This is a genomic window from Actinoplanes rectilineatus (assembly GCF_000962825.1).
In the GTDB taxonomy this organism is placed as follows: Bacteria; Actinomycetota; Actinomycetes; order Mycobacteriales; family Micromonosporaceae; genus Actinoplanes; species Actinoplanes rectilineatus.
The window spans coordinates 109,646-123,769 of record NZ_JZKF01000024.1 but is presented as its reverse complement, the minus strand read 5'-3'; the positions used below and the strand labels follow the sequence as shown (position 1 = coordinate 123,769).

Sequence of the window (14,124 nt, the reverse complement as noted above, 5' to 3'; positions counted from 1 at the left end):
GTTCCGGGGCCACGGGTGGGGCGGAGACCGGCCTGGGGGAGGACAGGGTCGTCGCCGGGGTGGGTTCCGGGCGTGGACGGGGCTGCGGGCGGTCCTCGGAGGGTTCCGGACCGGGGACCGGCGCGGATCCGGTGGCGAGCACCGTCGCGTTCTCGCTGCGCGGCCGTCCGCCGACCGTGCCCTGCCGTGAGCTGTCTGTCGAGCTGTCTGCCGGGTCGACGGCGTGACCGTCCGCCGAACTGTCCGTAGGGCCGTTTGCCGGGCGGCCGGCCGCGTTCCGGGGCGAGCCGTTCACCGCGTCGTCTGCCGAGCCGTTCACCGCGTCGTCTGCCGGGCCGTGCGCTGCGGTGCCGGCCGGGTCGTCGACGGGGACAGCGGCAGGGGCGGACTCGCCGGCGGGCGACGGCGGGGTGGCGCTGCCGGGCCTGATGGCCCACGGCGGGACGTCGTCGGGGTCGTCGGGGAAGTCCGCGGGGGTGCTGCGGGCCGCGTGCGGTGACGGCTGTTCCACGGTGGGGGATTCGCCGGGCTGCATGATGAAGCGGGTGCCGCCGGGTGAACGACGTCGGAAGACCGGCTCGGGTTCGGGGGGTGGTTCGGTCCAGGTGGGAGGTTCGGTCCTTCGGGGCCGGCCGGTCTGCGCGGACTGGCTCGGGCTGCCGGACTCGGTCGCCTCCGAGGAATCGGCCGGGACATGGCTCACCGGTCCACCGGACTCGTCGGACTGGGCAGACCGGGCGGCAGGGGCGGAACCCTCCGGAGCGGCCGCGGGGGTGGCGTCGTTGCGGGTGGCGGGTTCTGCGGTGCCGGCGGAGTGGGAGCGGATCGGGGCTGCGGCGGTCCAGGCTGTGGTGGAGAGACCGGATGACGCGGGGCGGTCCTGGTCATCGAGCGGGAGATCCAGTGGATCGTCGGCCTGAGGTGTGCCGGTGTTCCGGAACTCCGCCTCCCGAAGCCCCGCCTCCCGGTCCCGGGAACCGGCATTCAGGAGACCCGCATCCCGAGACTCCGCATCACGGGAGCCGCCATTCCGGGATCGGGCTTCCCACGATCTTGCGTCCTGAGACTCGGCATCCGCCGTCTCCGCGTTTTGGGAGCGCGCGTCCTGGGAGCGCGTGTCCGGGAAGTCCGGGGCCGGGGCGTCCGGGGCCGGGGCGTTCGTGGGGCGGGCGGTGGACGGGCCTGCGCCGGTGCGGCGGGTGTCGGACGACGAGGTCCTCTGTGCCGGCGGGCGCGTGGTGATCAGGGGCGTACTGGGGGCCGACGGGGCGGCGTGGGACTGCTCGTCGTCTGTCTGCGGGGTGTCGCCGGGCGTGGAGGCGTAAGGGTCCTCGTCGCGCTCGACTGTCGCGGTCGCGGCGCCGCCTCGGGGGCGGGGACTGGGCCGGGCGCCCGGCGGTCGTGTGGTGCCCGGGCCGCCGGCCGAGCCGCGTGTGGACGAGCCGGGACCGGACCACGGTGAGCCCGGAGCGCTGCCGGAGGGACGGTCGTCCTCGGCCGCGGAACCGGAGCCGGGCCCATAGCCGGAGCCGGGGTCGGAACCGGGCCCGTAGCCGGAGCCGGGGTCGGAGCCGGGCCGGGAGCGGGATCCGGGCGCGTGGTCGGAGGCGGACCGGAAACCGGAGTCGGGGTCGGTGCCGGGGGTGAACGGGTCGTCGGCCGGGCCCGGCGGGGTGTGGGCCGCGGTCGCCGGGCCGGGCGCCTGGCCGAAACGGGTGCCCCCGGCGCGCCGGGGCAGGGGCTGCGGGTCCTCGTCGGAGCCGACGACCTGGCCCTCCAGTATCGGGCCGGCGGGCGTGTCGCGGACCACCACGGGGGTGGCGCGGCTGGTCATCCGGTGTGGCGGCTGCGGCGGGGGCGGCGGCTCGTCGGCGTCGACCGACCAGTCGCGTTCGCGGCCCTCCCACGGGGCGGGGCCGACCGCGCCCAGCACGTCGTCGTCGATCTCGTCGTCGGCGTAGTCGGCCGGCGGCGGCGGGGGTGGCGGGTCGCCGCCCTCGGCGCGGGCCGGCGCGTCCTTCCAGTTGACCCGGACGCGGCGGGTGTCGTCGACGTCGACCGAGATGGGAACGGTGGCGCCGGGGACCGGCCATTTGGCGACCGGGATGCGGGACTCGCGCAGGGTGGTCTCGAACGTGCCGAGGCCGGGGGCGATCACGATGACCGCGATGTCGGCCCGGCCGTATGCCGCCGAGACCGGTGGCGGCGGGATCGACTTGACCTCGGCGTTGCCGACCACGGTGGCTCTCCCGCCGCGGCGGGAGACGTTGAGGAGCGCGAGGAGTATCGCGAGCACGAGGACGGCCAGGCCGAAGAAGGCGACCGCCCAGCTCGACATGCCGAGCCCGAAAACGATCACAAAGACCGCGAGCGTGCCCATCACCGCCGCCACGAGCTTGCGCGCCGGAGCTATGGGCCTGCCGCCCTGGTTCGCCACTGTGGACCTCCCGGTTGTTCCCGTCAGGTTATGACCCCCGGTGGCTCGGCGAAAGTGCGGGCAGTCCGGGGATCGCCACTCACCGTTCGTGGCGGTACCGATAGGCTGATGGCCCCGCGTGTCGGCTAGTAGTGTCAACGGAGGATCCCGCGTGTCCAGCAACACCGAGCGTTCGCTCGTGCTCATCAAGCCTGACGCGGTGCGTCGCGGCCTGCTCGGCGACATCCTTTCCCGTTTCGAGCGCAAGGGGCTGCTCGTCGACGCGCTCGAGTTGCGCACGATGGACGCGGCTCTCGCTGACGAGCACTACGCCGAGCACGTCGACAAGCCGTTCTACCCGCCGCTGAAGGATTTCATGACCAGTGGCCCGCTGGCTGCCGTGGTCCTCTCCGGAGACTCGGTCATCGAGGTGGTCCGGACCATGATCGGCGCGACCGACGGCCGCAAGGCGGCCGCCGGCACGATCCGCGGCGATCTGGCGCTCTCCAACCGGGAGAACCTGGTGCACGCGTCCGATTCCCCGGACAGTGCGAAGCGCGAGCTGGCCATCTGGTTCCCGGGTCGTTTCTAGACACGTTTCATGGTCAGCGTCCGTGTGGTGACTTCGGGTGCTCAGTGCGCCCGTATTCACCACGCCCCGCCACGGGTGTGGTGACTTCGGGTGCTCAGTGCGCCCGTATTCACCACACCCCGCCACGGGTGTGGTGACCTGGGTGCTCAGCGCGCCCGTATTCACCACGGTCCACGACGGGTGTGGTGAATACGGGCGCCCAGCGCGCCTCAAGTCACCACGCGGACGGGCTTCATGACCTGACCACGGAACGTTTCTACAGGGTCTCCAGGCTGGCCCGGCGCCGCGACTCCGCCTCGAAGATCTTGAGGAGGAGCACTGCGAGCAGGGCATAGCCGGTTCCGACCAGCAACTCCGCTCCCAGCGCGGGCGCGGCCGCACCGAACCCGCGTCCCGCGGCGAGTGTCCGGGCCGCCTCCGCCGCGTGGGTGATCGGCAGGAACTCGCCGACGGTGGCCATCCACGGGGGCAGGCCGCTCCGGGGCACGTTCACGCCGGTGAGCAGGAGCAGCAGGCTGGCCGCGACGTTCGACACCACCCACACGTCACGGAACCGCAGGCCCACCGCGCCCAGGGTGAGTCCGAAGAACGCGCAGGCCAGCGAGCCGGTTGCCAGGGCCAGCACGATTCCGGGCAGGGCGGCGAGGGGGATCCGCAGACCGAGCGCCGCGGTGCCCACGGTCAGCGTGAAGGCCGCGATCAGGAGACCGTTCCCGGCGTACGGGAGAACCCGCCCGGCGAAGATGGCGGTGCGGCTGCGCGGCGACAGCAGGACATGGCCCAGGGTGCCGTAGCGGCGTTCGTTGCCGACGGCCAGCGTCCCGCCGAACACGCAGGCGGTCGAGGCGGCCAGCACCGCGTTGCCGACGATGAAGAAGCGGTCGTCGGCGACCTGCAACTGCCGTCCGAGGTACGCGAAGAAGATCAGCTGGAAGGCCGGGCCGGCGAGCAGAGTGCCGGCGTACATGGCGGGCGTGGTCCAGTTGAACAGGGCCCGGTAGGCGAGGGCGCCACCCGTGGTGACGAGCCGGACCGGGTTCATGACAGTGCCAGGGTGGCGGTCACGCGGGCGCGACGTTCGAACACGGTCAGGCAGTAGCCGCCGACGACCAGGCACACGGCGCCGATGGCCAGGCAGATCCCGATCGACGGCCAGACCGGCCCGCCCACGGTCGCCTCACGCAGCGCCCGGGCACCCCAGGTGGTGGGCAGCACGGCCGCGACCGGGAGCGTCCAGGACGGCAGCACGGTGATCGGCACGAGCATCCCGGAGAGCAGCCAGATCGGGTAGTCGAGCGGGTTGGCCAGCGCGTTGGCGTTGCGCAGCAGCACGAACGTGGAGGCCAGCAGCAGGCCGAACATGCCCAGTCCGAGGACGCAGGCGACGGCGGCGGCGAGGAACGCGGCCGGGTGCGCGAGTTCGATCCGGATGCCGTAGACGATCCGTCCCCAGGCGAGTGTGGCGAGCAGGGCGTACATGCCGGTGACGGCGGTGGCGGCGGTGATCGGCAGGATGACCGTGACCGGCCGCCGCGGCGCCAACATGATCATCTCGAGGGTGCCCTGCCAGCGCTGGTTCTGGATGGCCCCGCCGGAGCCGGTGAGCACCGACGCCCAGATGCCCATCAGGCCGGCGCCGACCGCGGCCTCGATCAGCCGGTGCGAGCCGTCGCCGGAACGGAACAGGTGGACGGCGAGGGTGGCCTGGACCAGCGGGACGATCAGGGCCATCGCCACCTCGAACGGGGAGCGGCTGAGGTGCTTGGCGTGCAGCAGGGTGCCGATCGCCAGCATGCGCAGGGTCGTCATGACGCGTTCACGATCGCCACGTACGCGTCCTCGAGGGTGGGTTCGCGGCTGGTGACCCGGCCCAGCCGGATCCCGGACAGCTCGCGCAGCACGTCGCCCTGCACGTCCACGTCCGTGTCGGACTGGACGGTCAGCAGCTGCTGCGTGCCGCGCGCCTCGACCGCGGTCTCGCGGACGCCGGGCAGTTCCCGGAGGGCGGCGAGGGCGGCGTCCGGCACCCCGTAGGCCTCGATCTCCAGCACCCGCCGTCCGTCGGCCCGGCGCCGCAGCTCGGCCGGGGTCCCGAGGGCCTGGATGCGGCCGCCGGCGATGACCGCGATCCGGTCGCAGAGTTCGTCCGCCTCGGCCATGTAGTGCGTGGTGAGCACGATCGTGGTGCCGTTGGCGGCCAGGCCGGCCACCGTGCGGCGCAGTTCGCGGGCGGCCACCGGGTCCACCCCGATCGACGGTTCGTCCAGGAACAGCACCTCGGGACGGTGCAGCAGGCCGCGGGCGATGTGCAGGCGCTGGCGCATACCCCGCGAGTAGCCCTCGACGCGTTCGCCTTCGCGGCCGCGGAGACCGACGAGTTCCAGCAGTTCGGCGATCCGGCGCTTCTGCTCGCGGGCCGGCACCGCGTAGAGCTCGGCGAAGTAGCGCAGGTTGTCCAGCCCGGACAGCCTGTCGTAGAGACCTCGGTCGCCGCCGAAGACGTACCCGATGCGCCGCCGCACCTCCCGGGTCTGGGTGACCACGTCGTAGCCGCCGACCCGGGCGGTGCCGGCGCTCGGGATGAGCAGTGTGTTGAGCATCTTGATGGTGGTGGTCTTGCCGGCGCCGTTCGGCCCGAGCAAGCCGAAGAGTTCGCCGCGCCGGACGCTCAGGTCCACGCCGCGGACCGCGTCCACCGTCTGCAGGCGGGGCCGCAGCCAGCCGGTACGGGTCCGGTAGGTGCGGGACAACCCCTCGGCCTCGATGGCGAAGTCACTGCCGGCTCGGGTCGAGGGGGACAGTGCCGGCGGGGGTGGTGAGGGGGCCGTGAGGGTGTGCTCGCTGTCCATGCCGCCGAAGGTAGGCGGGACCGGGCGGTCAGGAAACGGATTCGGCTCCGGCCGAATCGTCGCCGAGCAGGGTCACCAGGGCCAGCCCGGCCGGTTCGAGACCGTAGAGGACCCGGCGGCCGGCCCGGCGGCGGTGCACCACCCCGGCGGCCAGCAGCCCGGTCAGGTGTTCGGAGACCGTGCTCGGGGCCAGGCCCAGCGCGCTCGCCAGTGCCGTCGTGGTGGCCGGTGTGGTCAGGGCGCGCAGGATGACGGCCCGGCCCCGGCCGAGCAGGATCGCCAGCCGGTCGTCGTCCGCGGCGGCCACCGGCGGGGCCGCCTCGGCCAGCAGCGCGGCGCCCCGGGCCTGGTAGGTGACCATCATGATCTCGGGGTGGTCGGTGGAGCAGCTCAGCGCGCCCCGGGAGAAGATCAGCGGGACCAGGAGCAGCCGCTTGTCGGTGGCGACGACGTCCCGGTCGAGGTTCTTGACCAGGGTGAGCACCGGACGCTCCCAGCGGATCCGGTCGTGCAGGCGGGCGAGCAGCGAGTCGGGGCCGTCGGCGGCCAGCGCCCGGGCCCGCAGCAGGACCTCCTCGTCGAGGGCCGCGCGCATGGCAGGCCAGTACGGTGCGATCGCCGCGGTCCAGTAGGTGCCGAGTGCGGTGGCGAGCCGGTCCAGGGCCGCCTGCCGGTCGTCGCGGAACGCCGTCAGACAGTTCGGCAGGTCGCCGTCGGGATGGTGCCGGGCGAGCTGTTCCTCGATCAGGGCGGCCGGGGTGTTCCGGATCTGGTCGAGCTGATCGTCGATGGTGGGCACCGCGACCTCGGGCACCGGGTCGAGGAAGTCCGGATAGGATCCGTCGAGCCGGTTCAGGTAGAGCGAGAGCGGCTCGAGCGACGGGTCGGTGCGCAGGATCTCCCGGGCCCGGGCGGCCCAGGCCGTGTACGGCCACGGCACCTCGGGGTTGCGGCGCAGCAGGTAGAGGCCGCAGATCAGCTCACCGAGCGGGCTGATCGCGATGCGTGTCCGCGCCAGCGTCGGTTCATCGATCTCGATCCGGATCACGGGGTGAAGTTTAGGGCCTGGACACCCGGCTGCCATCTGCGATCGATAGGCATCAGGACATGAGCTCCCTTTCCCGACGGAACCTGCTGCGGGCCGGACTGGCCGGCGGCGTCGCCACGGCGGCCCTGCCCGCTCCGGCGCTCGCCCTCGGCGGTGCCCGGCCCTTGATCACCCACGGCGTACAGAGCGGCGACCCGGCCGGCGGCACGGCCGTGGTCTGGAGTCGCGCGGACCGTCCCGGCCGGCTCTGGGTGCAGACCAGCCGGCGTCCGAACTTCCGCGGCTCGCGGGTGATCCGCGGTCCGATCGTCACCCCGGAGACCGACTTCACCGGCAAGGTGCGGTTGCGCGGGCTGCCGGCCGGCGAGCGCCTGTACTACCGGGTCAAGGTGGAGAGCCTGGACCGGCCGGGACTGTTCAGTGTTCCGGTGACCGGCGAGCTGACCACCGCGCCCACCGACCGCCGGGACGTGCGCTTCGTCTGGACCGGGGACGTCGCCGGTCAGGGCTGGGGCATCGATCCCGCCTTCGGCGGCATGCGGATCTTCGAGTCGATGCGGCGCCGCCGGCCGGACTTCCTGCTGCACAGCGGGGACACGGTGTACGCCGACGGCCCGCTCGCCGAGAGCGTGACTCTCCCGGACGGCCGGGTGTGGCGCAACGTGCTCACCGACGCCAAGCTCAAGGTCGCCGAGACGCTCGACGAGTTCCGCGGGCAGTACGCGTACAACCTGCTGGACGAGCACTACAGGCGGTTCGCCGCCGAGGTCCCGCAGATCAACCAGTGGGACGACCACGAGGTCACCAACAACTGGTACCCGGGGGAGATCCTGGCCGACGACCGGTACACCGAGAAGCGGGTGGACGTGCTCGCCGCCCGGGCCCAGCGGGCGTACCACGAGTGGGTGCCGGTCCCGGGCTCGACCGCTCCGATCCACCGGAAGATCTCGTACGGCCCGCTGCTCGACGTGTTCGTGCTGGACATGCGGACGGTCAAGGACGCGAACGACGGCAACATCTACGCCGATCCGGCGCGCGGGCTGCTCGGGGCCGAGCAGCGGCGCTGGCTGATCGACGGTCTGCGGCGCAGTCGCGCCACCTGGAAGGTGATCGCCAACGACCTGCCGATCGGTCTGGTCGTGCCGGACGGGGCCGCCGCCCAGGAGGGTGTGGGGCAGGGCGACCCGGGTGCGCCCAAGGGCCGGGAGCTGGAGTTCGCCGAGGTGCTGCGGTCGATCCACCGGCACGGGGTGCAGAACGTGGTGTTCCTGACCGCGGACGTGCACTACACCGCGGCACACCACTACGACCCGTCGCGGGCGGCGGTCCGGGACTTCACGCCGTTCTGGGAGTTCGTGTCCGGGCCGGCCCATGCCGGAGCGTTCGGCCCGAACGCGCTGGACGCCACGTTCGGGCCGGAGGCGGTGTTCGTGCACGCGCCGCCGGCCGCGAACACGTCGCCGGCGAGCGGGTTCCAGCATTTCGGCGAGGTGCGGATCGACGGTGGATCGGGCACGTTCACCGTCGATCTCCGCGACCGTGACGGCGTCAGCCTGTGGTCGGTCGTTCTGCGGCCCGGGCGATGACCCGGCAGCTCAGCCCGGAGGCGGCGGCAGAGGCGTGACCGGCGACGGTGGTCGCGAGGGAGGCACGGGACTTCTCGCGACGCGTACCCCCACATGAACTTGATCTTGGAAGTTGATCGTCGGGGGTAATGCGGATGAAGGAATCCCGGGGTGGCCGGTATCGTTGTGCTCCGACGCAGGCAGCGAACCGGCCATCACCGGGGAGCCTCCGGAAGAACGGGTCTTTCTCGGAAGATCCTGGTAGAACCGGGCGGACCGGCACGCGCGACAGGCCGGCGAATGAGCGGGCGCCCCCGAGGCGTCAAGCGAGGTGGTACCGCGGGCTGATTCCAGCTCGTCCTCGCAGTCACGTGATGTGAACTGCTTGAGGAGAACCATGGCCTACCCGAAGCACACCGACGCCACCGGCGTTCCGGCGTCCCCGGACCTGCCGGCGGTCGAACGCGCGGTCCTCGACCACTGGACGGCGGACAAGACCTTCGAGGCGTCCGTCGCGCAGCGCCCGGCCGGGGAGAACGGCGACAACGAGTACGTGTTCTACGACGGCCCGCCGTTCGCCAACGGCCTGCCGCACTACGGGCACCTCTTCACCGGTTACGTGAAGGACCTGGTGCCGCGGTATCAGACGATGCGCGGCAAGCACGTCGAGCGGCGGTTCGGCTGGGACACCCACGGGATGCCCGCCGAGATCGAGGCGGAGAAGCAGCTCGGCATCACCACCAAGGCGCAGATCGTCGAGCTGGGCATCGACAAGTTCAACGAGGCCTGCCGCACGTCCGTGCTGGCCTACACCAAGGACTGGGAGGGTTACGTCACCCGCCAGGCCCGCTGGGTGGACTTCGAGAACGACTACAAGACCCTCGACCCCAGTTACATGGAGTCGGTCATGTGGGCGTTCAAGACCCTGCACGAGAAGGGTCTGGTCTACGAGGGATTCCGCGTCCTGGCCTACTGTTTCCGGTGCGAGACGCCGCTGTCGAACACCGAGACCCGGATGGACGACGTCTACCGGGACCGGACCGACCCGGCGCTGACCGTGCTCTTCCGGCTTTCGACGGGCGAGGACATCGCGGTCTGGACCACCACGCCATGGACGCTGCCGTCCAACCTGGCGCTGGCGGTCGGGCCGGACATCGAATATGCCCTTCTCGAGAAGGACGGTCACCGCCTGTTCGTCGGCGCCGGCCGGGTGGGTGCCTACGCCAAGGAACTGGAGGGGTACGAGCAGACGGGCACCGTCCTCGGGCGCGAACTCGTCGGCCGCCGCTACACGCCGCTCTTCGATTACCTGGTCGAGCCCGCCGGGGAGAACGCCTTCCAGGTGCTCGGCGCGGACTTCGTGACCACCGAGGACGGCACCGGCGTGGTGCACATGGCGCCCGCCTTCGGTGAGGACGACCAGAACGCCTGCAACGAGGCCGGCATCCCGACCGTGGTCACCGTGGACGAGCGGACCCGGTTCACCTCGCTGGTCCCGGACTACCAGGGCCTGCAGGTCTTCGAGGCGAACAAGCCGGTGATCGCCGCACTCAAGGCGCGGGGCGTGGTGCTGCGGCACGACGCGTACACGCACTCCTACCCGCACTGCTGGCGCTGCGACACCCCGCTGGTCTACAAGGCGGTCTCGTCCTGGTTCGTCGCGGTCACCGCGTTCCGGGACCGGATGGTCGAGCTCAACCAGCAGATCACCTGGACGCCGTCGCACATCAAGGACGGCTCGTTCGGCAAGTGGCTGGCGAACGCCCGGGACTGGTCGATCTCCCGGAACCGGTTCTGGGGCTCGCCGATCCCGGTCTGGAAGTCCGACGACCCGCAGTACCCGCGGGTGGACGTCTACGGCTCCTACGAGGAGCTGGAGCGCGACTTCGGCGTGCGGGTCACCGACCTGCACCGTCCGCACGTCGACGAGCTGACCCGGCCGAACCCGGACGACCCGACCGGGCAGTCCGTGATGCGGCGCGTGCCGGAGGTGCTGGACTGCTGGTTCGAGTCCGGGTCGATGCCGTTCGCCCAGGTGCACTACCCGTTCGAGAACAAGGACTGGTTCGAGGACCACTACCCGGGTGACTTCATCGTCGAGTACATCGGGCAGACGCGCGGCTGGTTCTACACCATGCACGTGCTGGCCACGGCGCTGTTCGACCGCCCGGCGTTCCGGAACTGCCTGAGCCACGGCATCCTGCTGGGCGAGGACGGCCGGAAGATGTCGAAGTCGCTGCGCAACTACCCGGACGTCTACCGGGTGTTCGACTCCTACGGGTCGGACGCGATGCGCTGGATGCTGATGTCGTCGCCGGTGCTCCGGGGTGGGGACATGCCGGTCACCGAGGTGGCGATCCGGGACTCGGTGCGTCAGGTGCTGCTGCCGCTCTGGAACGTCTGGTACTTCTTCAGCCTTTATGCGAATGCATCGGGGTACGAGGCGAGGTTCCGGACTTCGTCGGATCACCTGCTCGACCGTTACGTCCTGGCCAAGACCGGCGAGCTGGTGGCGGACGTGCAGCGCCAGATGGACGAGTACGACATCTCCGGTGCTGCCGCTTCGGTGCGGTCGTACCTGGACGCGCTGACCAACTGGTACGTCCGCCGCTCGCGGGACCGTTTCTGGGCCGGTGACCAGGACGCGTTCGACACCCTGGCGACCGTGCTGGAGACCCTGTGCCGGGTGGTGGCGCCGCTCGCGCCGCTGACCAGCGAGGAGATCTGGCGTGGCCTGACCGGTGGCCGCTCGGTGCACCTGACCGACTGGCCGTCCGCGGACGCGTTCCCGGCCGACCACGAGCTGGTCGCCTCGATGGACGCGATCCGGGACGTGGCGTCGGCGGCGCTGTCGCTGCGCAAGGCGAAGGGCCTGCGGGTCCGGCTGCCGCTGGCGGCGCTGACCGTGGCCAGCGGGTCGGGTGCCTCGCTGACCGGTCTCGGTGACCTGCTCAAGGACGAGGTCAACGTCAAGCAGGTGGTCTTCACCGACGACGTGGCCGCGTACTGCCAGCAGGTGCTGACGGTGGTTCCGCGGGCGCTCGGCCCCCGGGTCGGCAAGCAGGTCCAGCAGGTGATCAAGGCGGTGAAGAGCGGCGACTGGCAGCTCGTCGACGGCGCCCCGGTCGCGGCCGGCGTCACCCTCGCCGAGGGCGAGTACGAGCTGAAGCTCGTCGCCGCCGACCCGGAGAACTCCGCGCCGCTGCCGGCTGGTGCCGGTGTGGTCGTGCTGGACACCGTGGTCACCGCGGAGTTGGCCGCCGAAGGCGTGGCCCGTGACGTGATCCGCGTCGTGCAGCAGGCCCGCCGGGACGCGGACCTGGACGTCAGCGACCGGATCGACCTGGTCCTGTCGGCCAGTCCGGTGGTGCGGTCGGCGGTCGAGACCTTCCGCGAGTTCGTGGCCGGTGAGACCCTCGCCACCTCACTCGATTTCGGGGATCTCGGCGGCGCCGGCTTCACCGGTGAGGTCGGTGAAGGGGAGCAGGTGGCCGTCAAGGTCACCGCCGTGTGATTCATCACGGTCGCATGAATCAGCCGAAAGGCCCGGATGTTCGCCTGGTGGGGGCGAATGTCCGGGTCCCGGCCCAAGATCACTAGGTTCATCGGGCGCCGCGTCCGATAACCTCACAGCACCCCGCTCCCAACTTCGCACTGTGTGTATTTCCGGAGGACGCGTTGCCGCTGCTCTACTCACTCGCCAAGGTCACCATCGGTACGGCCTTGATGACGGGCTGGCGGCCGACCGTCGAAGGCCTCGAACACGTGCCGCGCACCGGGGGCGCCATCTTCGCCGGCAACCACCTCTCCGTCGCCGACGAGCTGTTCCTCGGCGCGGTCGTGCCCCGCCACCTGGCCTTCTGGGCCAAGTCCGACTACTTCACCGGCACCGGGGTCAAGGGCTTCCTCAACCGCAAGATGATGGAGGGCGTCGGCGCGATCCGGGTCGAGCGGGCCGGCGGACGGGCCGCTCTCACCGCCTTCGACGCGGCGATCCCCGCCCTCGCGGCCGGCGACCTGGTCGCGGTCTACCCGGAGGGCACCCGCTCACCGGACGGCAAGCTCTACCGCGGGCGCACCGGGGTGGCCCGCCTCGCGGTCGCCGCCGGGGTGCCGATCATCCCGGTCGGCATGCAGGGCACCGACAAGGTGCAGCCGATCGGCCGGCTCTACCCGAAACTGATGCGCGACACGGTCACCATCCGGGTCGGCAAGCCGATCGAGACCGCCGGGCGCTCCGACGACCGGACCTCGCTGCGTGAACTGACCGACCTGGTGATGAGCGAGATCCAGAAGCTCACCGGCCAGGAGTACGTACCGCGCTACGCCCCGAAGCGGCCCGATCAGATCTGATCGGTCAGGAACCGCGGCAGGTACTTCGGGGTCAGCACCTCGGTGCGCAGCCGGGCCACCAGCTCGGCGCTCTCGTCGATCGACCGGCGGGTGAGCACGGCGGTGGCCATGCTGCCGTGGTCGGCCCACGCGCACACCACCACGGCCGAGCCGTCCAGCCGGCCGATGCCGCAGCTCTCGTGCACGCCGGCGTCACCGGAGTCGTAGACCACGATGTTCTTCAGCTTCAGGTCGCCGGACAGGCTCGCCAACTGCTCCTCCACGTCGGAGCCCGGGGTGAACCGCCATCCGGTGACACCGAACAGGGTGACCCGCTTGCCGTTGCCGTCGCCGTAGACCCCGGCGAACGCGTCACCTGTCGCGCCGGCCGCGGAGAGCTGCTCGGCCAGGCGCTCGGCGGCCTGCCGGCCGTTGTCGCGCAGCTCCAGGTCGGAGAAGGACGGCGGCAGCACCGCGCTGACCGGGAACTGCCGGACCGCCGGGAACTGCCAGTAGGCCAGCGGGGCGCCGCAGCACAGCACGAGGGCGAGCGCGGAGGACGTGGTCAGTCGGCGCAGCCAGCGGCGGCGCCGGGGCCGGGGCCGGGACAGCGGTGGCGGCATCGGCGGGCGCGGCTGCACGGGGGCGCGCTTCTGCGGCGCCGGCGACTCCTTCCACCAGCGGGGCTTGGCGGGTGCGCGCGGCGGCAGCCCGGTGCCGGCGGGCGGCGGCGGGTAGGTGCCCGGGCTCGGGATCGCGGTCTTCTTCTCCGTGCGGGCCGCCTTCAGGGCCTCGGCGGCGGCCTTGAGAGCCTTCTCCTTGACCTCTCGGGCCTTCTCCTTGGCCTCCTGCGCCGCGGGGATCACCACGCGGGTCGGCGGCATGTCGACTGCCGGTGCGGGCGCCTCCGGCCAGACCGGGGTGTGCTCCTCCGTCTGGTCGGCCCAGGGGTCGACGGCCGGCACCGCGGTGCGGTCGTCGAAATCGGGCGCCGGCCCGGCGACCTTGTCGCGCAGCCGGGACCACACCGATCGGCGGGGTTCGGTCGCGGGGATCGGCGCGGCGCCGCTCCAGCGTGCCGGCGGCAGTGTCGCGGTGGCCGGTTCGGCGGCATCCTCGATCCGGGTCGTCTCGGGCGTGTCCCGGGCACTCTCGGGCATCCCCGCGACCGGAGTCGATTCTTCCGGCTGGTCGGCCATTCTCGTGTTCTCCTCCCGCGCGCTCTCTAATCCCAGGTTAGGCATGGTGTGCCACTAGGACGGCGATGCCGGATCCGGACGGTGGACGTGAATGCCGGACAAGGAGGGCGATGTGCGGAACGC

The 14,124-nt window shown here is 71.7% G+C and carries 10 protein-coding genes; 4 read left to right on the top strand and 6 right to left on the bottom strand.

Features of this window, described 5'->3' with window-relative positions:
- Positions 1–2,437, bottom strand: a 2,437-nt coding sequence (locus WH85_RS47110) for a hypothetical protein (RefSeq protein WP_169792469.1), incomplete at its 3' end; no start/stop codon positions are given.
- A 151-nt stretch (positions 2,438–2,588) separates the two neighbouring features.
- On the opposite strand from WH85_RS47110, the gene ndk reads away from it, so the two are divergent.
- A complete protein-coding gene (gene ndk / locus WH85_RS19980) occupies positions 2,589–3,008 on the top strand; it encodes a nucleoside-diphosphate kinase (protein WP_045743423.1) in 420 nt (139 codons plus the stop codon).
- Positions 3,009–3,264: 256 nt separating this feature from the next.
- On the opposite strand, the gene WH85_RS19975 is transcribed toward ndk, so the two are convergent.
- From WH85_RS19975 to WH85_RS19960, 4 genes are read right to left on the bottom strand one after another with little or no spacing between them, the layout of a single operon-like run.
- Positions 3,265–4,050, bottom strand: coding sequence for an ABC transporter permease (locus WH85_RS19975; protein WP_045743422.1), 786 nt, complete (start codon positions 4,048–4,050; stop codon positions 3,265–3,267).
- A complete protein-coding gene (locus WH85_RS19970; RefSeq protein WP_045743421.1) occupies positions 4,047–4,817 on the bottom strand; it encodes an ABC transporter permease in 771 nt (256 codons plus the stop codon). The genes WH85_RS19975 and WH85_RS19970 overlap by 4 nt, the downstream gene beginning before the upstream one ends.
- Positions 4,814–5,857: an ABC transporter ATP-binding protein gene (locus WH85_RS19965; protein WP_083449119.1), complete on the bottom strand. Its 1,044-nt coding sequence runs from the start codon at positions 5,855–5,857 to the stop codon at positions 4,814–4,816. Before WH85_RS19965 ends, WH85_RS19970 begins: the two co-directional genes overlap by 4 nt.
- Positions 5,858–5,885: 28 nt before the next feature.
- A complete protein-coding gene (locus WH85_RS19960) occupies positions 5,886–6,905 on the bottom strand; it encodes an ArsR/SmtB family transcription factor (protein WP_045743420.1) in 1,020 nt (339 codons plus the stop codon).
- Between the two features lie 59 nt (positions 6,906–6,964).
- Here WH85_RS19960 and WH85_RS19955 point away from each other — a divergent pair, with 59 nt between their 5' ends.
- The 3 genes from WH85_RS19955 to WH85_RS19945 all read left to right on the top strand — a co-directional run bounded on the left by WH85_RS19955 (position 6,965) and on the right by WH85_RS19945 (position 12,823).
- Complete coding sequence (locus WH85_RS19955; protein ID WP_045743419.1) at positions 6,965–8,491, top strand: alkaline phosphatase D family protein; 1,527 nt, start codon at positions 6,965–6,967, stop codon at positions 8,489–8,491.
- A gap of 376 nt (positions 8,492–8,867) precedes the next feature.
- Positions 8,868–11,984: an isoleucine--tRNA ligase gene (gene ileS, locus WH85_RS19950; protein WP_045743418.1), complete on the top strand. Its 3,117-nt coding sequence runs from the start codon at positions 8,868–8,870 to the stop codon at positions 11,982–11,984.
- A 164-nt stretch (positions 11,985–12,148) separates the two neighbouring features.
- Positions 12,149–12,823 (top strand): lysophospholipid acyltransferase family protein, encoded by a 675-nt coding sequence (locus tag WH85_RS19945; RefSeq protein WP_045743417.1) that lies wholly within the window; start codon positions 12,149–12,151, stop codon positions 12,821–12,823.
- Here the strand turns inward: WH85_RS19945 and WH85_RS48870 are convergent.
- Complete coding sequence (locus WH85_RS48870) at positions 12,814–13,962, bottom strand: hypothetical protein (protein WP_157411099.1); 1,149 nt, start codon at positions 13,960–13,962, stop codon at positions 12,814–12,816. The two genes, WH85_RS19945 and WH85_RS48870, sit on opposite strands and share 10 nt — an antisense overlap.
- Positions 13,963–14,124: the final 162 nt, after the last annotated feature.